Origin of the sequence: Acidihalobacter sp., from assembly GCF_037381185.1 — a bacterium.
In the GTDB taxonomy this organism is placed as follows: Bacteria; Pseudomonadota; Gammaproteobacteria; order DSM-5130; family Acidihalobacteraceae; genus Acidihalobacter_A.
In genome coordinates this window covers 1-23,876 of sequence record NZ_JARRQY010000007.1, presented here as the reverse complement: position 1 = coordinate 23,876, position 23,876 = coordinate 1, and the positions used below count along the sequence as shown (strand labels likewise).

At 62.2% G+C, this 23,876-nt stretch carries 22 protein-coding genes; 9 read left to right on the top strand and 13 right to left on the bottom strand.

From position 1 onward, the window contains the following. Positions 1-41 precede the first annotated feature (41 nt). From P8014_RS03370 to P8014_RS03350, 5 genes are read left to right on the top strand one after another with little or no spacing between them, the layout of a single operon-like run. The gene (locus P8014_RS03370) at positions 42-1,682 is read left to right on the top strand and encodes a methyl-accepting chemotaxis protein (RefSeq protein ID WP_337815897.1); all 1,641 of its coding nucleotides are present in this window, start codon (positions 42-44) and stop codon (positions 1,680-1,682) included. A gap of 9 nt (positions 1,683-1,691) precedes the next feature. Then, the gene (locus P8014_RS03365; protein WP_337815896.1) at positions 1,692-2,261 is read left to right on the top strand and encodes a chemotaxis protein CheW; all 570 of its coding nucleotides are present in this window, start codon (positions 1,692-1,694) and stop codon (positions 2,259-2,261) included. After that, a complete protein-coding gene (locus P8014_RS03360) occupies positions 2,242-3,117 on the top strand; it encodes a protein-glutamate O-methyltransferase CheR (protein ID WP_337815895.1) in 876 nt (291 codons plus the stop codon). The genes P8014_RS03365 and P8014_RS03360 overlap by 20 nt, the downstream gene beginning before the upstream one ends. Further along, positions 3,114-3,629 carry a chemotaxis protein CheD gene (locus P8014_RS03355; protein ID WP_337815894.1) on the top strand — a complete coding sequence of 172 codons (516 nt, stop codon included), beginning with the start codon at positions 3,114-3,116 and terminating at the stop codon, positions 3,627-3,629. Before P8014_RS03360 ends, P8014_RS03355 begins: the two co-directional genes overlap by 4 nt. Next, complete coding sequence (locus P8014_RS03350; protein WP_337815893.1) at positions 3,622-4,698, top strand: chemotaxis response regulator protein-glutamate methylesterase; 1,077 nt, start codon at positions 3,622-3,624, stop codon at positions 4,696-4,698. Before P8014_RS03355 ends, P8014_RS03350 begins: the two co-directional genes overlap by 8 nt. A 72-nt stretch (positions 4,699-4,770) precedes the next feature. Here the strand turns inward: P8014_RS03350 and P8014_RS03345 are convergent, their stop codons facing one another. The 10 genes from P8014_RS03345 to P8014_RS03300 form a co-directional block, all read right to left on the bottom strand. Continuing rightward, positions 4,771-4,974 (bottom strand): hypothetical protein, encoded by a 204-nt coding sequence (locus tag P8014_RS03345; RefSeq protein ID WP_337815892.1) that lies wholly within the window; start codon positions 4,972-4,974, stop codon positions 4,771-4,773. A gap of 29 nt (positions 4,975-5,003) precedes the next feature. Further along, a complete protein-coding gene (locus P8014_RS03340) occupies positions 5,004-5,198 on the bottom strand; it encodes a hypothetical protein (protein ID WP_337815891.1) in 195 nt (64 codons plus the stop codon). 80 nt (positions 5,199-5,278) lie between these two features. Then, positions 5,279-5,599: a hypothetical protein gene (locus P8014_RS03335; protein WP_337815890.1), complete on the bottom strand. Its 321-nt coding sequence runs from the start codon at positions 5,597-5,599 to the stop codon at positions 5,279-5,281. 98 nt (positions 5,600-5,697) lie between these two features. Then, positions 5,698-7,422, bottom strand: a complete 1,725-nt coding sequence (gene cydC / locus P8014_RS03330) for a thiol reductant ABC exporter subunit CydC (protein ID WP_337815889.1) — start codon at positions 7,420-7,422, stop codon at positions 5,698-5,700. Then, positions 7,419-9,167, bottom strand: coding sequence for a thiol reductant ABC exporter subunit CydD (gene cydD, locus P8014_RS03325; RefSeq protein ID WP_337815888.1), 1,749 nt, complete (start codon positions 9,165-9,167; stop codon positions 7,419-7,421). The genes cydC and cydD overlap by 4 nt, the downstream gene beginning before the upstream one ends. Before the next feature lie 33 nt (positions 9,168-9,200). Then, positions 9,201-10,595, bottom strand: coding sequence for a sigma-54 dependent transcriptional regulator (locus P8014_RS03320; protein WP_337815887.1), 1,395 nt, complete (start codon positions 10,593-10,595; stop codon positions 9,201-9,203). 50 nt (positions 10,596-10,645) lie between these two features. After that, complete coding sequence (locus P8014_RS03315) at positions 10,646-12,118, bottom strand: HAMP domain-containing sensor histidine kinase (RefSeq protein WP_337815886.1); 1,473 nt, start codon at positions 12,116-12,118, stop codon at positions 10,646-10,648. A gap of 87 nt (positions 12,119-12,205) precedes the next feature. Then, positions 12,206-12,445, bottom strand: coding sequence for a hypothetical protein (locus P8014_RS03310; protein WP_337815885.1), 240 nt, complete (start codon positions 12,443-12,445; stop codon positions 12,206-12,208). Between the two features lie 57 nt (positions 12,446-12,502). After that, entirely contained in the window at positions 12,503-13,546 is a 1,044-nt protein-coding gene (locus P8014_RS03305; RefSeq protein WP_337815884.1) for a cytochrome d ubiquinol oxidase subunit II, read from the bottom strand. A 21-nt stretch (positions 13,547-13,567) separates the two neighbouring features. After that, a complete protein-coding gene (locus P8014_RS03300; protein ID WP_337815883.1) occupies positions 13,568-14,947 on the bottom strand; it encodes a cytochrome ubiquinol oxidase subunit I in 1,380 nt (459 codons plus the stop codon). On the opposite strand from P8014_RS03300, the gene P8014_RS03295 reads away from it, so the two are divergent. Next, on the top strand, positions 14,946-15,170 hold the full coding sequence (locus tag P8014_RS03295) for a hypothetical protein (protein ID WP_337815882.1): 225 nt from the start codon (positions 14,946-14,948) through the stop codon (positions 15,168-15,170). The two genes, P8014_RS03300 and P8014_RS03295, sit on opposite strands and share 2 nt — an antisense overlap. Positions 15,171-15,402: 232 nt before the next feature. On the opposite strand, the gene P8014_RS03290 is transcribed toward P8014_RS03295, so the two are convergent. Together P8014_RS03290 and ispG are read right to left on the bottom strand one after the other, a co-directional pair. Further along, on the bottom strand, positions 15,403-16,359 hold the full coding sequence (locus P8014_RS03290) for a hypothetical protein (protein WP_337815881.1): 957 nt from the start codon (positions 16,357-16,359) through the stop codon (positions 15,403-15,405). A 151-nt stretch (positions 16,360-16,510) separates the two neighbouring features. After that, positions 16,511-17,761 carry a flavodoxin-dependent (E)-4-hydroxy-3-methylbut-2-enyl-diphosphate synthase gene (ispG, locus tag P8014_RS03285; protein ID WP_337815880.1) on the bottom strand — a complete coding sequence of 417 codons (1,251 nt, stop codon included), beginning with the start codon at positions 17,759-17,761 and terminating at the stop codon, positions 16,511-16,513. Positions 17,762-18,084: 323 nt separating this feature from the next. Here ispG and P8014_RS03280 point away from each other — a divergent pair, with 323 nt between their 5' ends. The 3 genes from P8014_RS03280 to P8014_RS03270 all read left to right on the top strand — a co-directional run bounded on the left by P8014_RS03280 (position 18,085) and on the right by P8014_RS03270 (position 23,342). Beyond that, positions 18,085-20,565, top strand: coding sequence for a DUF1631 domain-containing protein (locus P8014_RS03280; RefSeq protein WP_337815879.1), 2,481 nt, complete (start codon positions 18,085-18,087; stop codon positions 20,563-20,565). Between the two features lie 52 nt (positions 20,566-20,617). After that, a complete protein-coding gene (locus P8014_RS03275; RefSeq protein ID WP_337815878.1) occupies positions 20,618-20,761 on the top strand; it encodes a hypothetical protein in 144 nt (47 codons plus the stop codon). 190 nt (positions 20,762-20,951) lie between these two features. Further along, complete coding sequence (locus P8014_RS03270) at positions 20,952-23,342, top strand: GGDEF domain-containing protein (protein WP_337815877.1); 2,391 nt, start codon at positions 20,952-20,954, stop codon at positions 23,340-23,342. 9 nt (positions 23,343-23,351) lie between these two features. On the opposite strand, the gene P8014_RS03265 is transcribed toward P8014_RS03270, so the two are convergent. Continuing rightward, positions 23,352-23,876, bottom strand: a 525-nt coding sequence (locus tag P8014_RS03265; protein WP_337815876.1) for a hypothetical protein, incomplete at its 5' end; no start/stop codon positions are given.

The window sequence follows — 23,876 nt, the reverse complement described above, 5'->3', positions numbered from 1 at the left end:
TCAATACGCGTATTAAGAGCTAGCAAGCGGGGTGAGCTGAGATGTCGTTCAATAACTTGCGCATAGGCGTCAGATTGGGACTGGGATTTGTCCTGGTGCTGGCGTTGCTGATTGCCGTCGCCGTCATGGGTTTGAGCCAGATGGCGTCGATTAAAAGTGGTACGGATCGAATTGCTCAGGACGCCTGGGTCAAGGCGAAACTGGTGATGGACATGAAGTCCAAGGTGCTGGGGTCGGACGCCGATTTTCGCGGCGCACTACTTGCCACGGATGCCTCCGAACGCAGCGCTGATCTAAAACAGCTGAAGGAGGATAGTCAGCAACTCGGCGCTGCCCTCGCGCGAGCGGGAAAGCTGTTTACTTCAACGCAGAACCGAATGTTACTCGGTCAGGTCAATACGGCGCTGCAGCATTTCGATGGCGTCAATCAACGCGCAGCCTCACTGTTGCTCGCGGGTCAACAGGCACAGGCACAGGCCTTGTTCACTCATGAGGGACTGCCGCTGGTGGATAAGCTGCGCAGCGAACTGGATACATTGATCCAGACTCAACAGACGAATCTGGATACCACCTATCATCAGGCCAATACGACATACCATGCAGCAATGGCGGAGGCATTCGTCCTGGTCGCGATCGCGCTCGTGTTGGGCCTCGGTATGGCGTTCTTCACGACGCGCAGCATCACTCGTCCGATCAGCGATGCGGTTGCCGTCGCCAATAGCATGGCCGACAACGACCTGACGCCGCGGGTCGAGGCGGTTTCCAAGGACGAGACCGGGCAACTCCTGGCGGCGATGAGACGCATGGTGGACAACCTGTCGGGAGTGATCTTCGAGGTGCGGTCGGCTGCCGATTCGCTGTCGAGCGCCTCCGAGGAGGTCAGCGCAACAGCGCAATCAGTGTCGCAGGCCTCTACGGAACAGGCCGCGAGTGTGGAGGAAACCAGCGCCTCGATGGAGGAGATGGGGGCGTCCATCACGCAGAACGCCGAAAACGCCAAGGTTACCGACGGCATGGCCGGAGAGGCTGCCACGAACGCTTCAGAGGGGGGCGATGCCGTCGAAAAGACGGTCCAGGCGATGAAGGACATCGCCGACAAGATCGGCATTATCGACGACATTGCCTATCAGACCAACCTATTGGCCCTGAACGCGGCCATTGAAGCTGCGCGTGCCGGCGAACACGGCAAGGGCTTCGCGGTGGTAGCTGCCGAGGTACGCAAGTTGGCCGAGCGTAGCCAGGTCGCTGCGCAGGAAATCGGCGAACTGGCCTCCGGCAGTGTTGCACAGGCCGAACGGGCCGGTCGTCTGCTCGGAGAAATCGTGCCAGGCGTGCGCAAGACCTCCGATCTCGTGCAGGAGATTTCCGCGGCTTCAGAGGAACAGAACGCCGGCGTCGCCCAGATCAACACCGCCATGAGCCAGCTCAGCCAGGCGACTCAGCAGAACGCTTCCGCTTCCGAGGAACTGGCCGCAACCTCCGAGGAACTCAGCAGCCAGGCCGAACAGCTGCAGCAGCTGATGTCCGTATTCAAGCTGCGTGCCGAGGGGGGCAAGCGGGCCTCCGCACAGGAGCGCGCGGCGGCGGTGCAGCGGACGGCCAAGCACGCACGCGTGGCGCCGGAGGAACGGGCCGGCGACGCAGGGACAATCGAGGACGAAGGCGAATTCGTGCGTTTCTAGGAGGCGAGTATGAACTACACGGAAAGCGCGCGTTCGCACGAACTGGTGCCGTCGGGAGACTTGTCCGCGGAGGCGACGCAGTACCTGAGCTTCAGTCTGGGAGCCGAGACCTTCGCGGTCGATATCCGCCACATCCGCGAGATTATCGAGTACGAAGAGGTTACCGCGGTGCCGACGATGCCGGCTTTCCTGCGCGGCGTAATCAATTTGCGCGGAAAGGTCGTGCCGGTCATCGATCTGTCCGTACGTTTCGGCCGTGCGCCGACCGAAGTGCGTCGCAGAAGCTGTATCGTCATCGTCGAGGTTGGCGACGAGGCGACCCGTCAGGATCTGGGCATCATCGTCGACGCGGTAAACGAGGTGATGGAAATCGATGCGAATAGCCAGGAACGGCCACCGGCCTTCGGCGCAGGGCTGCGCAATGACTTCATCCAAGGTATCGGCAAGGTCGCGGGCCATTTCGTGGTAGTTCTGGCGATCGATCAGGCTTTGTCGATCAAGGAAATGGCGCAGTTGTCGCAGTCCCAGCAGTGGAATCTGCCGCAGGAACAGGACGCCAATGACCGAACGGGCGGTTGAGCGAAACCTGCAGACTCCGGCGCGCAGGCCCGCCGGTCCGTTGTCGGGTGGCAGTCCTGCGGTGCTGGGCGACGCTGATTTCGCCGCCATACGCAAATTCGTATATCAGCGCGCGGGTATCAGCCTTAGCGAGGCCAAACGGGCACTGGTTTCAGGGCGTCTCGACCGACGCTTGCGCGAAATCGGTTGTACCAGCTATTCCGAGTACCTGGAACGCATCGGTGATGGCGCACTCGCGCCCGGCTCGGAGGCGCAAGTCGCGCTGGACCTGCTGACCACGAATGAAACCTATTTCTTTCGCGAGCAGAAGCATTTCGATTTTTTGCGCGAACGGATTCTTCAGGGTACTCATCGCGGGGTGAAAATCTGGAGTGCGGCCTGTTCGAGCGGTGAGGAACCCTATAGCATCGCAATGCTGTTGGCCGATGCATTGGGGCAGCGCCCCTGGTCCGTGTTCGCCTCCGATGTCAGCAGCCGCGTACTGGCCCGTGCACGGCTTGGGCAGTACCCCATGGAACGGGCCGATCGCATCCCGCGGCACTTGCTGCATGCCCACTGCCTGCGTGGCGTTGGTTCCAAGCAGGGCTGGTTCGCGGTTTCCAAACAGTTGCGTGAACGTATCGAGTTTCGCACTGTCAATCTGATTGAGAAACTACCCGAGATCGGTCCTTTCGACGTGGTGTTCCTGCGCAACGTGATGATCTACTTCGACCACGACACCAAGCGTGCCGTCTGCAAGCATCTGTTGACGCGTATACGTCCCGGGGGCTATCTGTTCGTCGGTCATTCGGAAAACCTGCATGGCATATGCGATGAGCTGCAGCCGGTGTCGCCTTCGATCTATCGTTGTCTATGAATAGGGCCGCGGATCTGGATGAAATTTTTCTGGAACCCGGAGGTTTTTTCTTCGGCGGGCCGGACACGCGGGTCAGGACTCTGCTCGGCTCCTGTGTGGCCATGACGCTGTGGCATCCACAGCAGCGTGTCGGAGGTATCGCACACTTCATGCTGCCCAGCCGATCGCGCAGCCGTCGCGACGGCGAAGCCTTGGATGCGCGCTATGCGGATGAAGTGATCGAGTTATTTTGCCGGCATGTACGTGAGCTGAATACCACTGCGCCGGACTACGAAGTCAAACTGTTCGGCGGTGCCAACATGTTTCCGCATATGATTCGGGATGATGACTGTTCGGGCGTCTCCTGCCGTAACGTGCAGGCTGCACGCCGCTTGGTAGACGAGAATGGCTTCTGGCTCAAGGCAGAGCATCTCGGCGGGGTCGGGCACCGGGCGTTGATTTTCGACTTGCGCGACGGAGTCGCGTATCTACGCCACGGGGCGAGGCGCGCGAGATGGATAATTCATGAGTGAAGCGCATCCCATCCGGGTGTTCATCGTCGATGATTCGGCGGTGGTGCGCCAGGTGCTTGGCGGCCTGCTCGGGGCGGATCGGGATATCAAGGTCATCGGCGCCGCCCCGGACCCTCTGTTCGCTTTGCAGCGCATGCAGAAGGACTGGCCGGATGTGATCGTGCTCGATGTGGAGATGCCGCGTATGGATGGCATTACGTTCCTGCAGCGCATCATGCAGGAGCGGCCGACGCCGGTGGTGATCTGCTCGACGCTGACCGAAAAGGGTGCCGAGACGACCATGCAGGCGCTGTCCGCCGGGGCGGTGAGCGTGGTGACGAAACCCAAGCTAGGCGTACGCGATTTTCTGCTCGACAATTCCTCGGATCTCGTCACTGCGGTCAAGAGTGCGGCGCAGGCACGGCTGGGGAATCTGCGACGCCTGCCGTTGCCTCAACCGGCATCAGTTTCGCCAAGACCCACAGTTCAGGTTCGTTCGACGCCAGCACTGCGTGCCATGGCTGAGACGACCGAGCGGATCGTTGCGATCGGCACCTCGACCGGAGGCACTCAGGCCCTGGAGGCGGTGCTTACGGCGCTGCCCAGAGTCAGTCCACCGATCGCGATCGTGCAGCACATGCCGGAGAAGTTCACCGCCGCCTTTGCCCAGCGTTTGAATGGACTGTGTGCAATCGAGGTGCGAGAGGCGCGAGACGGTGACCGATTGTTGCCGGGGTTGGCGCTCATCGCACCCGGCGGCAAGCATCTCAAGGTGGTGCGGCGTGGCGCGCAATACTATGCCGAGGTTCTGGATGGTCCTCTGGTCAACCGCCATCGGCCCTCGGTAGACGTGTTGTTCCGCTCGGTGGCGGATACGGCCGGACGCAATGCGATCGGCATCATCATGACCGGGATGGGCAATGACGGTGCGCACGGGCTGAAACGCATGCGCGACGCCGGCGCGTATACCGTGGCGCAGGACGAAGCGAGCTGCGTCGTATTCGGTATGCCCAAGGAGGCACTCAAGCTGGATGCCGCCGCCGCGGTGGGCGGATTCGCTGAGATCATCGAGACCATCAGAAAAGCCTGATGGGAAAGTACGGGGGGATGGCTCGAATGCGCTTGGATCCGAAGCCGTTTGCCTCACTCAATGGATGCGTTTTCAGAGGGAGAAGCGGCGCCTGATTGCATGCGTCACCCAGCGCCTGACCGGAATGAGGCCACCAGCGGCGAGGCCAAGTATAAATGCGTCGATCAGCGGACGGCGTTCGGGTTCGAACAGGCGTAGCGGCCAAGGTTCGTGCCGGGCAATGCGACGCAGGCGGGAACGGGCGCCGATGTTCTTTTGGTGAAGATTCGTATCCATTCAGGTTGTCCCGGACTCGAGCCGCCGCTTCAGCCGCGAATCAGGCTGCGTACCCATAAGCCGAGTGCGCCCGCGAGAAGCAGGAGCAGACCTCCTGCGAGCAAGAGGCTGAATACTGGGCCGAGCAGAGTGCTCAGCCAGCGTTCCACACCCCAGGCCACCAGCAGCAATCCCGCCAGCAAGGCCAGTGCCGCGATCAGGCTTAGCCAGAGGCCGAGGCCCAAGCGGAATACCTGCTGCTTGAACTGACGCCCTTCGAGTTCGAGAAGGTCCAGCAGCGCCAGCAGCCATTCGGTGAGGTAGTTCAGCGCCGGCCCCCGAGGTCGAGCAGCTTGGCGATGACGAAGCCGACGCCAAAGGCGGTGAGCAGGCTGCTGAAGGGATGTTCGCCGACTCGTCCTTCGAGCTGATCGTAATAGGCGCGCCCGCGTTGACCGGCGGTATCGACGCGTTCACGCAGGCGCTCGCGTGCCTCGTCCAGCCTCTCGTTGAGGTGTTCCTGCGCGCCGTGTGCACGGTCCAGGCCGAGCTGTTTGAGTGTGTCGGTGAGTTTGCCGACGTCTTCGCGCAGCTTGTTGAAGTCTTCCCGCAGGGCGTCGAGATCGTCTTTCGGTGATTCGCTCATGTTTCATTTCCCCTTACACGATTGCGTGTCAAATGTGGGTCCGAATACTGAGTGTAATGCTTTGGCAAAGGTCCGTCGCGCCGGCTCCTTGAGTCAGGTCAACTGATATGCGCGTAGGCGGAGAGATGTCGACCTTCCTGTAGCAATGTGGTGGGCGCGCCGCGTTCGATGATCCGTCCATGGCTCATGACGGCGATGTCGTCGACATAGCTCAGCGCCTGCGGACGGTGCGTGATGAGCAGCGTGGTCCGGTCCTGCATGAGTATTTGCAAGGCTTGCAGCACCGCATGCTCGGACTCCGCATCCAGGCCTTCGGTGGGTTCGTCCAGAATTAGAATCGGTGCATCCTTGAGCAGCGCGCGGGCGATGGCGACGCGCCGCGCCTGGCCGCCGGAAAGCCGCGTGCCGGTCTCGCCGACGAAGGTGTCCAGACCTTCCGGCAAAGCCATGATCTCATCGTGAATATTGGCCTGGCGCAATGCCTCGATCAGTTCGGCCTCGCTCGCCTCCGGGCGCGCCAGCAGCAGGTTCTGGCGTACGCTGGTGTTGAACAGATGCGTCTGCTGAGCCACCACCGCGCACCAACTGCGCACGGTTTCGCCGCGGAAAGCGCGCAGCGGCACGTCGCCGATTTCGACCTCCCCCTCCTGGTAGTCCCAGAAGCGCAGCAGGACGTTGAGCAGGCTGGTCTTGCCGGAGCCGGTCGCGCCGATGATGCCGAGTCGTCCGCCCGCGGGCACGTCGAGATCGATGCTGTCCAGCGCCCAGGCGGCGTTCTCGGTGTAGCGCATGCGCAGCCTCGTCAGACGCAGCCCGAAGGAGGCCGGGCGTGAGGCGTCCTCGGCGGGTTCGGTGACGGCGGGGCGGGTATCGACGATCTCGAAGATGCGGCGCGCGGCGGCCAAGGTCTCGCCTAGGGTCTGGAAGGCCAGCGGCAGTGCGTTGATGGATTCGAAACTGGCCATGACGAACAGCGCGATCATCGCCAGGCCCGGGCCGTCAAGACTCTTTTGCGAGACCAGTGGAATGGCGATCAGTACGGCGATCCATACGCTGAATTGGGTCACAAGCCCGGACAGGGCGGCGGACAGGCCATTGATGTGTGCCTGCCTGCGTTGTGGTGTAATCAATTCGTCGCTGAGCCGTTCGACGCGTTCGGCCTGCCGGCGGCCAGCCTGGTAGACGCGCAGTTCGCCCTGTCCGCGTACGGCATCGGCGACTGCGGAGCGCAATTCGGCTCGCACTGCGACGGTGCGTTCTCCGGGAGCGCGGCCGAGACGTTGCGCGAGCAGGGGCAGGGCGATGCCAGCCAACAGCAGCCCGGCGAGATTGGTGAGCGCCACGGGCACGCTGAACAAGGCCATGAAGCCGATCACGACGAGCACGCTGATGGCGGCTGCGATACTGGGGGCGAGCACGCGCAGATAGAAGTTGTCCAGGGTATCGATGTCGGCGCGGATGCGGCTCAGCAGGTCGCCGCCGCGGTAGTATTGCAGACGCGCAGGGGCGAGCGGTTCGAGGTGTTCATAGAACCATACGCGCAGCCGCGATAGCAGGCGGAAGGTCGCCTCGTGCGTGACCAGGCGCTCAAGGTAGCGTCCGCCGGTGCGCAGTATGGCGAGGCCGCGGATGCCCGCAGCAGGCGTGAAGTAGTTGATGCGGCCGCTGCCCAGACCGGCTAGCGCCATGGCGGTGATGAACCAGCCGGAAAGTGCCAGCAGTCCGATGTTGGCCAGCGTTACCGTGATCGTAAGCAGGATGCCGGCGGCTATCCAGCGTGCGTAGGGCCGGAACAGGCCGAGCAGTCGAAGGAGATCTCTCATGCGCCTGCTCCTCCATACAGGCTGTTCATGCCGGCATACAGGCCGCCGCCGGCCAGCAGTTCGTCGTGCCTGCCCTGTTCGGCGATGCGGCCGCGGTTCAGCACCAGGATGCGGTCTGCGCGGCGGACGGTTTCGAGCCGGTGCGCGATTATCAGCATGGCGCGGTCGTGCGCCAGGCGTTCGACCGATTCGGTGATCAACGCCTCGGTTTCCGGATCGAGGCTAGCGCTGGCTTCATCGAGCACCACTAGCTGGGCGTTCTTGAGAAACGCGCGGGCCAGGGCGATGCGCTGGATCTCGCCGCCGGATAGGCCCTGGCCACGATCGCCGACCTGCGTGTCGTAACTTTGAGGGAGGGCTTCGATGAAAGTTGCCGCGTTGGCCAGCTCGGCGGCGCGGTGTACGGCCTCCGGGGTGGCATCGGGCCGGCCTAGGCGGATATTGTCGAGTATGCTGCCGTGGAACAGCGTGGGCCGCTGCGGCAGCCAGGCGACGCGCGACAGCCAGGCGTCCTCCGATAGTTCGCTCAGGTCGACGCCGTTGACGCTGATTCGTCCGCTTTGAGGCTGCATGAAACCGAGCAGGAGCTGACTGAGCGTGGTTTTTCCCGCGCCGCTCGGTCCGACCAAGGCCACGCGCTCGCCGTGGGCGAGGCTGAAGTCGATGTCGGTGAGCACCGCTTGTCCGGGCTCATAGGCGAAGCCGACGTGTTCGAAGCGGATGTCCAGTGGAGCTGCGTCCGGCAGGCTGTCGGTGCCGGCTTTCGATTCGGGTAGGGGCGTATTGAGCAGCTTGACGATCTGTTCCGAAGCGCCGATCGCTTCCATGCGGGCGTGATATTGCGTGCCCATGTTGCGCAGCGGTAGGTAGAATTCCGGAGCGAGCAGAAGCACGAAGAAGCCCGGCAGGTAGTGGATGTCGCCGTAGAGCAGTCGAAAGCCGATGAACACGGCAACCATGGCGATGCTGACGGTCGCCAGGAACTCCAGTACTAGCGAGGAAAGAAAGGCCACGCGCAACACCGCCATGGTGCTGCGGCGGTATTCGTCCGAAATCTGTGCGACGACTTCAGCCTCGAAGCGGCTGGCATTGAACAGCTTGAGCGTAGTGAGGCCTTCGATGACGTCGAAGAAATGCGCGCTCATGCGCGCCAGCTTGCGCCACTGGCGTTGATTGAGGCGTTCGGCGCCCTTGCCGATCAGGATCATGAAAAACGGGATCAGTGGCGCGGTGATCAGCATGATGAGTCCCGATATCCAGTCGGAGGGGAAAACGAAGACCAGGATCGCGAAGGGTATGAAAGCGGCCAGGGCGGTTTGCGGCAGATAGTTGGCGTAATATTTCTCCAGCGATTCCACGCCATCGATCAGGGTGTTGGCGAGGTCGCCGGTGCGCTGCTGGCGGGTCCATGCCGGACCCAGCGCCTCCAGGTGTGCATAGACGCGTTTGCGAACGTCCAGTTTGACCCGCGCGGCGGCTTCGAAGGCGGTGGCTTCGGACAGCGCCGAGACAACGGCTCGCGCGGCGAATACCCCGATCAGGCCAGTCATCCACGGCCAGACGTATGTCAGTCCGTGGCCCTCGATGGCCACGGCGTTGATGGTGAGTGCGAGTAGCCAGGCCTGCAGAATGAGCAGTAGTCCCCCTACGGCTCCGACGGCGACGGCAGCGGTTAGCGGTCGGCGTACCCGGCCGACGTGGCTGCGCAGCCAGTCGTTGAGAAGCTTGCCGGTGGTGCGGGGCATTGGGGCTGATGGCGATGACATTGGTGTTTGGGCTCAGGTGGTTTCGCTCGGCCGCTGTAGGCCGAATTTCTGCATGCGGTAGCGCAAAGTCTCGCGCGTGGTTCCGAGCAGGCGCGCGGTGACCGAGACATTGTAATCGTTCAGCTCGAGTGCTCTGGCCAGGACCTCGCGTTCGATCTCTTCCAGACTGAGGCTGCCGTCGAGGGGGAGCTGCAGCAGTGGACCTTCGTGCCGGTCCAGCGGGCAGGGACTGACGCTGCACAACTGCAGCCAGCGGGTGGAGATACGGCTGCCTTCGCTGAGTAACACGCTGCGTTCTATCACGTTGCGCAATTCACGCACGTTGCCTGGCCAGGGGTATCCGCGCAGCTGACGCATGACGTCATCGGGTACCTCGGCGGGTGCGCGGCCCGCCTTGGCCGCGAATTCGGCAACAAACACCGGCACCAACTGGTCGAGGTCCTGCAGCCGCCGCCGCAGCGGGGGTAGTTCGACGCGGAAGACGCTGAGGCGGTGGTAGAGGTCGGCGCGAAACTCCGTTTGCTCGACGGACTGGACGAGATTGCGATGGGTGGCGGCAATGATCTGCACGTCGATGCGGATTTCACGCGTGCCACCGAGCCTGCGGATGGTGCGTTCCTCAATGGCCATGAGCAGTTTGGCCTGCAGATCGGTGTCCAGTTCGCCGATCTCGTCCAGGAACAAGGTGCCGCCGTTGGCCTGTTCGAACAGACCGATGCGGCGTCCCCGGGCGCCGGTGAAGGCACCGGCCTCGTGGCCGAACAGCTCCGATTCGAGCAGTTCGCGGGGCAGGGCGGCACAGTTGAGCTGCACGAAAGCCCCGTCGCTGCGTGGCCCGCTGTGGTGCAGGATTCGCGCAGCAAGACCTTTGCCGGTGCCGGTCTCTCCTTGTATCAGCAGAGTGCTGAACGGGACGGTGGCGAGGCGCTCCAGCAGATCGCGCACGAGCTGATTGGCAGGGCTGTCGCCGAGCATGGATTCGGGCCGGTAGCGCTCGTTGCCTGCCTGCTGCTGCTGGTCGAGGCGGCGATGCGCGCGCGCGGCACGTGCTGCGCCACCGACGATTAGGTCGAGGCGATCGCGTGTGCAGGGTTTTTCCAGGAACTCGTAGGCACCCAGCCGTAGCGCACGGACCGAGTCGGGCACGGTGCCGTAGCCGGTGAGCAGTATCCACTCGCTGCGGATGCCGGCTTTGCGCGCAGTTTCCAGCAGATCGAGTCCATTGCCGTCCGGCAGGCTCATGTCGGAGAGGACCACCAGAGGGTCCAACGTATCGTGGAAGAGCTGCTGCCTGGCCTGCGTCAGGTTGGTCGCGACCACGACTTCCCAGCCCTCACGCTGGAAATGGCGTGCGAGTTCCTGGCCCAGTAGGGCTTCGTCTTCGATGATCAGCAGAACTTCACTCATGAGCGCTGTTCGGACTGCGGGTGCGGGATGGATGTACTAACTTGAACCTGTCATTGTGCCAGATGCGAGATCGGTTCAGGCGTTATGCCAACTTCGGAGCCGTATGGAATCGCCAGCAGGACGCGCGCGCCTCCGCTTTCCAGGTTGGAAAGCTCCAGGCGACCGCCGCACTCCTGCGCGAACCGCCGGGCGGTGGTCAGGCCGAGGCCCGTGCCTCGATCCTTTTCGGAAACGAAGGCACGGGGGCCACTGGTCAGCAGCCGTGGAGAAAACCCCGGGCCTTCATCTTCGATGATGATGTGCAATTCCCGTTGCCTGACTTCGGCGCTAATGCGAACTTCTCCGCCCGCGTTGCCCAATGCTTCGCAGGCATTGTTCATCAGGTTGAGCACGGTGTGGCGGAACCCGGTTTCGGGCAGTCTGCACTGCAGATCTTCGGGGGCTCGGACGTGCAGGCGCACCTTGTCGCCGAAGTGAAAGCCCTGCAGTCGGGCTGTATTGCGTAGCGCCTCGTCAACGCGGATCGTGCTTCGCGCTTCCGGTCGATGGCGGACGCGATCCAGATGTCCGTTGAGGGTGTCGACGAGGCGGTCGATTTCTCCGCCGACCAGTTGGAGTCTCGCCGTGGCGTCCGGATCGGTGCTGTCGCTTTCGAGATTGTGCAGCGCTAGCCGGATGCCGGCCAAGGGGTTGCGCAGGTCGTGAGCCAGCCCGGCCGCGACTTCTCCTGCGGCGGCGAGGCGTTCGGCGCGGGTGAGCGCCGAGTGGGTGAGCAGCAGGGAACGCATCGCCTCGTCGACAGCTGCGGAGAGTTCGCGTTCACGATCGGCATGTCGTTCCTCCAGCAACTCCAGGCGGGCGACGAGTTGGTTGTAGCTCGATAGCAGTGGTCGCAGAGTGGGCGTCGTGCCGCGTTCTTCGAGCGGTTGGTAGTTGCGCTCGGCAAGCATGGTGAGCATGTCTGCGAGGCGTCCGAGCGGTGCGACGAGGCGCCCATGCAGGCCGTAGAGAAAGGCGATCACCAGCAGGGGAAAGGCGATCAACGTGGCCAGCGCGAGCTGCAGCGCGCGCCGCGCGGCATCGTAGGCCTTCTCGATCATGCCGAGACTGATTGCATTCTCCGCCTGCTCGGCTTGGCGCAGGCACTGCAGGGCGTGGTCTATTGCCTGATCCTTGGGTCGGTTGCGATCGCGCAGGACGGCTGCGGCCTGCTCGAGCCAGGTTCGGGTTCGGGGCGCGAACCAACGCGTACCTTGCGTCAGTTCGTTCAGCTGTCTGGCGGTGGCGGGACTGGGAAGTCTTTGCTCTTCGCGGTCGTGTTCGATCGTGTTGGCGACGCTGCGAAGTTCGGCGACGTGTTTCGCGTGGGTGTACAAGGGTGCGACGCGGTTCAGGCCACCGTAAATGATAAACACCAGCACGGTCATGGAACTGATCAGCGCGGTCATGGTGATCAGGACCGGCAGCCACAAGGGTTGCATGACCAAGCGGCGCAAGGCGTGGCTGGGGCCGCGATTGAACATGGATGGCTCCGATGCTGGTGTGTGGAGCGTCCGGCTCGGGAGAGCGCGAGAACGGATGTGGCAGCGTAGTGTATTCGACCGGCAGGTTCAGCGCCGATCCATGCCTGTTCTGTTGACCGTGTCGATGCGTCTACGTTCCGTGACGACCAGGCTGAACAGCATGCCTAGGGAGAGTAGGAAGACAGCTCCGGCCAACAGATAGAGGCCCGGCGGCAGGCCGAAAATGATACCTACGAGACCGACGCCGAGTATCGGCCCGAGCAGGAACAATGCGAGCATTCGCAGATTCCAGAATGCCTGCAGCATGGGATGGGTCCGTGTGTTCATGTACATGTGCCGGGAGTGCCCGCGTGGCGGCACGGCGCCGCCGCGCGGGTCGGATGCCTAATGATGGGCGTAGGCGGCCAGTTTGTTGATACGGGCGCGGAATACCCAGATCTGGTACCAGTTGTACATGATCATCACCGGGAAGAATCCGCCCATGGCCAGCGTGAAAGTGAACAGCGACACGGAGGGGCTGGCGCCGCTGTAGATGGTCCAGGTGCCGGGCACCAGCCAGGGGAACATGGTGGCCATCATCCCGCCCCACATTAGCACGATGGTGAGATTGAGCCAGAGAATCGCGTTCAGGTCATTGCCCAGCGCGGAGGCGCGGCGCATGCGGAACACCGCGTATACGGTGACCAGACCGAGCAGTACCCAGGCCCAGGCGTGAGGTCCCAGCCATTTGGAGGAAGCCCACGGGAACGCGAACACGCTCCAGATCACGGTGACGAGCACGGCCGCCAGCGCCAGCCAGAAGGTGGTGTCGACCCAGGTGGCGGCACGCGAGCGGATCGGGCAGTGCGGCTCGAAGCGCGCGCGCACGAACAGGCCTCCGGCCAGCGAGGCGGCGACTACGGCGCCGATACCGGTCCACACACTGAATGGGCTGAGAAAACGCAGTGCTCCGCCGACGTAGGTCGGCACCTGACCGGCGGAGGTCATGGGGAAACCCTTGAGCACGGCGCCGATGGCGACACCGGCGGAGAACACCGCGGTCAGACTGGAAATACCGAATGCCCGGTCCCAGAAACGCTGGCTACTCTCGGCATGATGTCGGAACTCCAGTGCGACGGCGCGGGTGATGATGCTCCACAGGGCGAAGGCCAGCGGTATCAGCAGATAGTGGAAGGCGGAGCCGTAGACCAGCGGAAAGGTGCCGAAGAGCACGCCGCCCGCAACCACGAGCCAGGTCTCGTTCGCGTCCCAGGTGCCGGCCATCGCGGCCATGATGGCACCGCGTTCCTGTTCGTCGCGCACGAACAGGGAGAAGATGCCCGCGCCAAGGTCAGCGCCGTCTAGGATGATGTAGAGCACCAGGCTGAGGCCGAGCGCGAGCCACCAGGCGAAGGTGATGATTTGCTGTGTTTGCGTGAGAGAATCCATGCAGTTCGTCTCCTTGTCGACTCAGGCCGGGCGCACGTAGGCGGGCGCGGCGGTTTCGTCGTGACTGGGCGCCTCGAGATGTCCGAGCTGCTCGTGGCCTTCCTCGACCACCGGACTGTCCATGTCGGGTCCCTTGCGGATCACCTTGGCGAAGAAGTACCAGGCGCCGATCCACACGCCGAGTTCGAAGATCACGAAACCGACAAGCCAGAATATGGCTTCGGCGGCCGTCATGTGGCTCACGCCCTGTGCGGTGGTCATCAGGTGATATACGATCCACGGCTGACGGGCGATCTCGCGGGTCCACCAGCCGGTCCAGATCGCCAAGTAGGGCAGGAAAGCACTGAACACCAGCAGACGCAGGAACCATTTATTCTGCGCGACTCGGTCTACCGACAGTCGGCCGCGCAGCGCCAGATATGCGCCCCATAGAGCCATCAGGAACAGAAAGAAGCCGATCGCGACCATGATGCGGAATGAATAGAACGGCACGAGTACGGGCGGACGGTTCTGCGGCTTGAACTGGTCGAGGCCGGGAACCTTGCCGTTGAGCGTGTGCGTTTCGAGCAGGCTCAGCACGTGCGGCACGGTGATCGCCCAGTCGTTCCTGCCTTCGGCATCGTTCGGCCAGGCGAGGATGTGCCATCCGGTGTTGACCTTGCCGTTGATCTCGGTGTGGTAGTGGCCTTCCATGGCGGCCAGGGCGGCGGGTTGGGCTTCGGCGACCACGCGACCCAGGCTATCGCCGAGATAAATCTGTAGCGGTGTGATGACGAGAGCAGCGAGTACGCTGTATTTGAGTGCGCGCTGGAATAGCGCGACGTTGCGTCCCTTGAGCAGGTACCAGGCCGATACGCCGGCGACGAAGAACAGCGCCAGTTCCAGCGTGGCGATCCACATATGCGGGAAGGCCTTGAGGAAATCGGGGTTCAGGATGGCGGCGCCCCAGTTGGTGACCTGAAACAGCCCGTTCTTGAGTTCGACGCCGGTTGGCGTCTGCATCCAGGAGTTCGCCACCAGGATCCACATCGCCGAGAGGCTGGAGGAGAGCATGACGTTGAAAGTGGCGAACAGGTGCATCTTGCGGCCGATCTTTCCCCAGCCGAAGATCATCAGACCGATGAAGCCCGCTTCGTACATGAAGGCGGTGATCGTTTCGTAGCCGAGAATGTTGCCGAAGAACGGGCCGGCAGCCTGGGAGAACGGGCCGTAGAGAATTCCGAAAGCCATTTCCATGGTGACGCCGGTGGCCACGCCTGCGCCGAAGTTGATGATGAAGAGCTTTTCGAAGAAACGGGTCAGACGATACCACTGCTCATCTTCGGTTCTTGTCCACCGCCATTCGGCGAAAAACAGCATCAGCGATAGACCGATGGTCAGCGGCGGATAGAGGATATGCATGCTGGTGATCCAGGCGAAATCCAGCCGTGAAATAAATAGGGATAATGAATTTTCCAACATCCGATCGCTCCTAGGCGTGTTCGTTCAGTGCGGCGAGTGCGGAGCTGGGCAGCAAGCACCATGCCAGGCCGTACGGGTGGTTTATAGCTTGCCGGGCTGCGGCCTCATATGGGTTATTGGTGGTGGATATGGCAAGGTGTTGGTTGAAATCAACCACCTTTGAGGGTGCTTGCAATGATGATCGAACAGGTCGGCTGAAGCGAATTGGGTCAATGGCGATAGAGCGTCAGGGCTCGAAGCGGCCGTTTGAGGGATGGCTGATTTTCTGGGGCCCGTTTTGAGCGGGTCCCGAGAAGACGTCGAGTAGATGTCTCCACAGGCGATTGGCAGCGCTGCCCCATGGTCCGATCACACCATTGAGCGATGCATAGTCGTTGTGAACAGGCTCTAAGGTTCTAGTTCGTCTGCAGGGCAATGAGTCGGTCATGGTGAATGTCGTAGGCGAGGCGGGTTTGCAGCTCACCTATGCGCTGTAGGCTGAGATCGCTATGCGGCCGCGCGGCCCGGCGAAGGTCCTGCAGAAGCGATGCGTCGCTTTGGTGGCGATCGAACTTCAACCACCAGACGGCGTGCTGCAGCGAATTGCGGGCCCTGGAGATGGAGTCCGGAAACTGGACGTAAGCCGCTACCATCGCATCGAATGCGTGGATCATGCGTTCGGCTTCGGGGGTGGTTATCCAGCGGGTTTCCCGGAGAGCTTGGGCGATAGCCTTGTGCGCCTGCTTCCAGTGCGGAGTGAATGCCGAGGCTGCCTTGACGGCATCGCCGACGCTCTTGCGTACGGTGGTGATGGGGAAGACGTGCGAGGTGATCTCGATTTCCCCGATGAGTTTCGACAGTTCGACCCGGGCGCCCGCAAGGTCGCCCCGTGCGGTCAGTTGCTGGCCTCGCTCGGCGGTACGCTGCAGACGGACTCTTGCCGGTTGGTCCGCCCGATGCATGGGCAGTTGTTTGATGGATTTGATGAGTGCCGCCCAGGCCGTGGCCGGAGTCGTTCCGCCGTCGCCGGCAAGTGCCTGACGTACGGCGACCATCTGTTGCCTGAGACCGGCGAGGGACGGTGGCGTGGACAGTTGCAGCAGATGACCGCTTGCGTCCGCCAGCGCAAGACGCAGGGCCAAAATGTGCTTGGCGCGCTCCGCATCGCGTGCTTCCAGCAGATCCCCGTAGATGAGACGTCCTTCCTGCAGTAAATGGTTGCTGAAATTCGGGATCAGATAGTGATTGGCGGAGAGCGGTGATTCGCCCTCGGGCTTGGTGTCCGCGTAGCTTGTTGGAAGGAAAGGAGCTGTCAGCAACAACAGCAGGAGCAGTCGCTGCAGGGCAGGAGGCAAGTAATTGATTCGTGGCATGCGGATCGCGTATTAACTAGGTATTGCCCGGGGAGGCCGGCTGCCGATGCTGCAGCGACGGAGCACACCGGAATGAGTGTCAGGGCTATCCGACAGCTTCCGCGCAGGATAATTCCCGCGCGGGCCTTAATCCGCTGCAGACTGAGGCCGCTCAGGCCGATTCGCTTTCGCGATGTGGGTTGGCGTAGTGGCGTTCCACGTAGTCGCTGACCAGAGTCTTGAATTCGTCCGCGATGGTGTCGCCTTTGAGGGTGACGGTTTTTTCCCCGTTCACGTAGACGGGGGCGACGGGGGTTTCGCCGCTGCCCGGCAGGCTGATTCCGATGTTGGCATGCCTGCTCTCGCCGGGGCCGTTGACCACACACCCCATCACGGCGACGCTCATGTCTTCTACGCCGGGATGCGTGCTGCGCCACGTCGGCATTTGCCGGACGAGAAATTCCTGAATCTCGGCTGCCAGACGCTGGAAGTAGTCGCTGGAGGTGCGGCCGCAGCCCGGGCAGGCGATGACGCGCGGGGTGAAGGAGCGCATGCCCAGCGATTGTAGGATCTCCTGGGCGACCAGGACCTCCTGAGTGCGCTCCCCGCCAGGTTCGGGGGTGAGCGAGATGCGGATCGTGTCGCCGATGCCTTCGACGAGCAGAACGGACAGTGCCGCGGTGGAGGCGACAATGCCTTTCACGCCCATGCCCGCCTCGGTGAGACCGAGATGGAGCGGGTAATCGCAACGGCCGCCCAGGTCGCGGTAGGCACGGATGAGGTCCTGCACGCCCGACAGTTTGCAGGAGAGGATGATTCGGTCATGCCCCAGCCCGAGTTCCTCGGCTCGCTGCGCGCTCGACAGTGCGGATTCGAGCAGCGCCTCATGGGTGATCTCTTCGAGTTCCTTGGGAGCTGCGCTGCGCGCATTGTCGTCCAGGCGGCGCGCCAGCAGGTCCTGATCCAGGGAGCCCCAGTTGACGCCGATCCGCACGGGCTTGTCGTAGCGGCAGGCGAGTTCGATCATCTGCGCGAACTGCTCGTCGCGCTTCTTGCCGCGGCCCACGTTGCCGGGATTGATGCGGTATTTGCCCAGTGCTTCGGCGCAAGCGGGATACTTGGTCAGAAGCTTGTGACCGTTGAAGTGAAAGTCGCCGACCAGCGGTACGGCCAATCCCATGGCCTCGACGCGCTCGCGGATTTCGGGGACGGCTGCGGCGGCTTCTTCGGTATTGACGGTCAGGCGTACCAACTCGGAGCCGGCCCGCGCGAGTTCGGCCACCTGTATCGCGGTGCGCAGTGTGTCGGCGGTATCGGTGTTGGTCATGGACTGCACGACGACGGGTGTGTCGCCGCCGACGATGACGGAGCCGATACGTACGGGAACGCTGGTACGTCTTTTGCTCAGGGTTGCGCACAGCATACGTTTATCTTCCATTGCAGTGTTGGGAGGCCTTTGGCATGTCAGGCTCGCGCGTTGAATAATGCCGCTCGGCGGACGACCCGGGTATGAACTACGGGTCATCGCAGGCGATGATGGTATAAAGGCATAATCATACCGAATGATGTATGCCATGGTCAGCGTGGGCTACGTTTGTCGGTCGAATGCAACCGCGTATCGGTTGCGTGTTAAGTCGGGCTTGAACGAAGCCGATAATTTTGGATGCGAAAATACGCACGAGGCTCCATCGGTGCGACACCCAGGACGAATACCCTTTTGAGGCTGGGCCGCGCGTGAGGTGAACGATGCAGCAAGGTAATCAGGATAAGGTCGTAGCAATCGCGCCTGTCCGCGGCGGACTCGGTGCGGTACAGCGAGGCCAGCTCATCTCCCGTCTGCGCGAGCAGCTTCGTGATGCGCTTATGCAGCGCATCCGGGTCATGCTGGAAAACGTCGACGATGCGTTTTTCGCGCGTGCCGACAAAGCCGAGAGCAACCACCAGCAGGCGCTCTATTTCGAAGCGATGAGGGAAATCCGCCTCAAGCGCAGCAGCATCGAAGGAGACTTCGTTGCGGGGGTGCTTAAGGAATTCGAACGTAGTCTGACTCCGGGCAGTAGGAACCGTGTGCAAGCCGGCGGGGGCGATGATGAAGGTGAACTGAGTCTCGTCGAAACCGATGAACTCGAGCAACGGCTGGCGACAGACGGCATGGCCGGCAAGGCGAAGCGCCTTTATTCGGAAGACCTCTATCTGATCGGACAGCGTTTGGCGGCGCTTGGCAGTCAGACCGCGCCGTCTGCCGAAGACGATATCGCCATCGGTCCGCGAACGGTATGCGAGGCCTTCAACGAGGCAGCGGCGGTGCTGGAAATGTCGATCCAGCCCAAGTTGGTACTGTACAAGCTGTTCGACCGCTTCGTGGTTGGCGAACTGGGTGATGTGTACGGCGGCTTCAATCTCATGTTGCGTGAAGCAGGCTTGCTGCCGAATCTGCGCGTTGAAGAGCACTCTGGCGGCAGAAGCCGCCGAGGGTCTGCAGGTAGTCCTCGTGGCGGAGCTTCGGTCGGCGGCAACGGCAACTCCGCACAGGGTGGAAACGACTATTACGAGGATGAGGGCAACGACGAGCTGGCCGACGCTTTGCAGGCGTTCCTGGGGTCGGTTCGCAGTCAGGGGCGGGGGCCAGGAGGGGGCTACGGTTATGCCGGTGGCGCGCCGCTGATCGTTTCCGGCCACGAATTGGTCGGAGCCTTGACCCGATTGCAGCAGGCAGCCCATGCCGCGGATAGCGGCGTTGTTCCGTTGGCGCCGGACATGCTCAAGGACGAACTCCGCCAGGCGGTCGGTGCGGGTGGTGCGGGTGCGGGTGGTGCGGGGACGCAGGCGTTCACGCCTGTTGACGAAAACACCATCGACATCGTGGCGATGCTGTTCGATTTCATCTTCGAAGATCCCGCCTTGCCGGAGCCTTTCAAGGGCTTGATTGCGCGCCTGCAGATTCCGATGGTGAAGGTCGCCCTGCTCGACCGTAGCTTTCTCACCAGAAAACATCATCCGGCCCGGCGCCTGCTCAACCTGATGGCGCATGCCGGGATTGGCTGGATGCCGGGCGCCGGCCAGGGCGCCGAAGACTTGCTTGCCCGCGTCGAGCAAATGGTGAATCGGGTCGTCGACGAGTTCGAGGATGATACGCAGATCTTCGAAAAAGTGTTGGCGGATTTCGAGCCGCATCTTGATTCCGAAGAGCACGCCGCGCAGGAGCGCGAAAGCGCCGAGGCCGAACAGGCGATGCGCCGCGAAAATCGTGAGATCGGACGTGTCGTGGCATCGGCCGCGATTGATCAAGTGTTGGTGGGAAGCCGGGTTCCGGATGCCGTGGAAACGTTTCTACGTGGACCCTGGCGCGATTTGATGGCCGGAATCTATGCGAGTTCGGGTAGTGAATCGACACCTTGGATGAAGGCGCTGAACATAGCTTCAACGCTGGTTTGGAGTCTTATGCCCAAGGAGACGGATGAGGCACGAGCCCAGCTTCTGGATACCCTGCCCAACATCCTGCGGGCGTTGAGAGACGGCATGGAAAAACTGAATGTCCCGGCCGAAAAGCGCGAGGCCCTGTTTGCATGTCTCGCGCTGGAGCATTCGCGTCTGGCGCGGATTGCAAGACGACCGGCGCCTGAACCGATGCCCGCGGAGTCGAGGCATGCCGTAGCCGCGCCGTCTTCAGATGCAGCTGCTGGTGCAGAGGCTGTCCCCTCGGTCGGAAGTGGCCTTGAAAGCGTTTCTGGCCCGCTTCCCGCCGTCAGCGTGGACACGGATACGGATGCCTTGTCTTCCGTTGACCGGACTGAGGAAGTTCTTGCAACACCGGAGCCGGAACTCGACCAGAAGAGTTTCATGGCGCGCAAGACGGACGAGATCAAACGGATGATCGCCGAGGGCCGTTTCCGCGGTTCGGAGGCGGTCACGCCGAATCTCGGCGACGAGTCCGGTGAAGTGGTCCTGGATGAATTCATGGACTGCGCGGAAAGCCTGGAGGAGGGGACGTGGCTTGACTGGACCGATGCGAATGGCCTCGAGCAGCGGATCAAGTTGTCCTGGCGCAGCATCATCAGTAACAAGTACTTCTTCGTCAATCGTCAGGGAATGAAAGTGGTTGAGATGACGCCGCAAGCCTTGGCGACGGAGTTGCGTGAAACGCGTGCGCGCATTATCGAAGATGCGCCGGTAGTCGACCGGGCCTTGATTTCCGCCCTGGACAGTCTCAAGCAGACGGAGGGCTGACATCTCCTCCGTTTCGTTTCCTTGCCCCCGCCCCTCGTCCGGCAGTTGATTCATGGCAGAAAGCCTTCTGCACCATCGTGGGGCGAACGGTCTTGCGATGGTGCGCCCGCTTTGGAGCATTCCCCGAGCCGGCGTCGTGCTCTTTGCCAAGCGCCGCGCCTTGATTCAGAGCTTTGTTGAAGCCCGGGAAGCATGACTATCCAGTTGCCGGGACAATAGCTCTTCCTCATCACACACCCGGCTGTATTTGGTGGTCCGGGTTTTGCTCTGTATTAACGCGGTTCGGCTCCCTGCCGGCCCGTGGCGATGAGTTCAGCGACATAATCCTTCGAACACGATATGGATTTCGTCTCGCGCCATGTTCCGATACCGCGCGATGGGAATGAATGGATAACATTTCGAAGGCCGGGCAGCTCTATCTTCGCTTGGGTATTCATGAGGTGCCGAAGGATTGTCTGCTGTACGGGAATTTGTTGGATGCGGCAGCCGGTTTGTGGTGCTTTGACGTGGCCGAGAACGGTTTGCGCAGCCTGCTTGCGGAATTGTGTCGAACGATGCCGCAGTCGGTCGGTAGCGAGATTCAGGTTCTGTGGCTGTGTAACGCCGAAGGCGCGTTGAGTCCTCTTGAGGCACTTTCGCACGTGGTTTCGCTGGAAACGCTGTATACCTGGGTCGAGCATGAGTGGATCAAGGGCGATCTCGGGGACAGCCTGTTTAGTCTGTTGCAACCGATCGTCGATTTGCAGAGCGGAGGGCGTTTGTTCGCCTATGAGGCGCTGTGCCGTGTCAGGACCGGCGAGAACGAGGTGATCGGCGCGATCGAGGCATTCGATGTGGCGCGTCGGGCAAAGCGTCTGGAGGCGATGGATGTGGCCGCTCAACTGGCCGCAATAGAGACCAAGATTCGTTTGATGCCGGCCGGCATGCCCCTGTTCATCAACGCGATGCCCTGTAGTCTGGTGCAGGCGGACTACGATCGCCATCCGCTGTTCGCCGCACTACGGGCGCGCGGTGTACCCGCGCAGGAAATCGTGGTGGAGATCGTCGAGAGCGAACGTTTTGAGGACGTTGAAATGCTGGCCTTGGCCTGCGACGCACTGCGTGCTCAGGGAGTGCGCATAGCGCTGGACGATATGGGGTCTGGCTACAACGGCCTGAGTCTGCTTGGCGCGCTGAGGCCGGATTTCGTGAAAATCGACCGCGATCTGGTGCATGGCGCGCACAACAGCCGCGTGCGGTCAGTGATGCTTGAGGCGATCATCTCTTTGGCGCAACGTTTGGGATGCGCGACGGTGGTGGAGGGTCTGGAAGACGAGCAGGACGTGCAGCTGTGCTGCGACCTCGGCGTGAGCTATGCCCAGGGCTATTTCTTCGCGCCTCCCGACGAGAAACCGGTTGCCGAAGGACAGTTGCCCACGGTTGCCGCTGCGAGAACGGCCTCGCCCGTGCCACAGGTGCGTCTGGGGGATTTTCTCGTGCCCGGATCCGTGGTGTCGGTGCATGACGGTATTCATGCCGCGCAGCGCCGTTTTCGCTCCGATACGGCCTTGGAATTCATTGTCGTGCTGGATGACGAACGTCCGGTCGGATACCTGGACCGTAAGTTGCTGCGTTGTGTCGGCAGAGGGAATGTGGGGCGCTATGCCAAGGCCCTGGAGCATATCCTGGGAGCTACGGCGAATGCCCATAGTCTGTTTCGACGCCTGTACGAAAATGGCGGCCGTAACCAGCCGTGGGTGGTGACAGACGATGCGGGGCGCTACATGGGTACGCTGGCGCTGCTGGGGGCGCTGGATCATTTGACCAAGGCGGGTGTGCCGTCCAGCGTTCACCCCCTGACCAATCTGCCGACCGGCCCGGTGTTGCGGAGTCTCATCGACCACCGGCTCGCCGGCGAGGAATGGCTGCATCTGATCTACCTCGACCTGGATCATTTCAAGGCCTTCAATGATCGCTACGGTTTCGTGCGCGGTGACGCGATGATCTACCTGTTGGCGGAAATTCTGCGCAAGACCGCGGCTGCGCTGCCGGGCGTGGAACTCGGGCATATCGGAGGCGACGATTTTCTCATGGTGGCTCCGGCCTCGACGCACGGTGAAGTGGAAGAGGCCCTCGAATGGCTTATCACCCGTTTCCACGAATTGGCCATCTACCTGTATGACCAGCACGATTTCCAGCGCGGCTACTTCAGTACGGAGAGTGGAGGGCGCTATCCGGTTGCGACGCTGTCGGTCGCGGTGATTACCGGCGCCGAGGTCCGCGTGACGGACAGCGTCGGTGCCAGTGCGCGCGCCGCACAGCTCAAACGCCTGGGCAAAAATCGGCAAGGCAGCGTCATCGTGGTGGAGGGCAAACCTCTGCACATGGTGCCGCGCGCCGGGGTTGATGGCTTGCCTGCCTGGCATGCACATTTGGAGCGCGCATTGCGGAGTTTCCCTGCATTGGCCAGCGGTCAGGCGGTCGATGCCTGGTTTGCGGATCATCCAGAATTCGAGCTGGTGTTCCGGGTCGACAGCGAAGGAATGCAGTGTGGCGTGAACTGGGTCAATCCCGCGATGAGAGGCTCGATCAAGCGCGGCGGGGTGGGGGTGTATCGGGGGGATCGTCCCTATTTCACCATGCTTCGGCCGGGGTGCGCGGCCTACCTGTCCAGCGTGTATCTGTCACGGGCGACGGAGGATTTCTGCCTGACCTTCTGTTGTCCCGTATGGGATGCGGACAATGTGCTGCAAGAGCTGTGGCTGGGAGATATCGGACTCCGATCGCTGGTCGGCTGACGGAGTGGATCAGTGCGCTTCGAGCTTGCCCAGTTCATCGAGCACGGCGAGCACCAGCGATTCGCCTTGGGCACCCATCCCCTTGAGCAGCACGTCGGGATCGCGCTCGCCTTCGACGAGGCGGCGCATGAGTCCACCCATGCGCCCCATGTCGCCGCCGACTCGGGTCATCTGTTCGGCCATCTGGGAGAGCAGCTCGAGGGCCTGAACGTCGCCTCGGGTACAGGCGTGGATCATGCCGGCCAGACCAGGAGCGGCGAGAACCGGGTCGGGGCGGGCGTTAGGGTCAGGCAGGCTGGTTGGATCCTGCAGCCCGTGCAGAATCGCCTCGGCGATGACGTGGTCCTCCTCGTCGAGTCCGGCCAGTAGGCTGAGGTCGCGTGAACCATCGAGGATGCGCCGCACCGTGGCGACCAGCGCACCCCAGCCGTTTTCCTCGCTGGTGCGCAGCAGCTGGTCGAGCTGCGGGCGCAGTTCCGGGTTCTGCACGGCCTGGACAACGTTGACGATGAGGCCGGCGTGTGCCTGGATGAT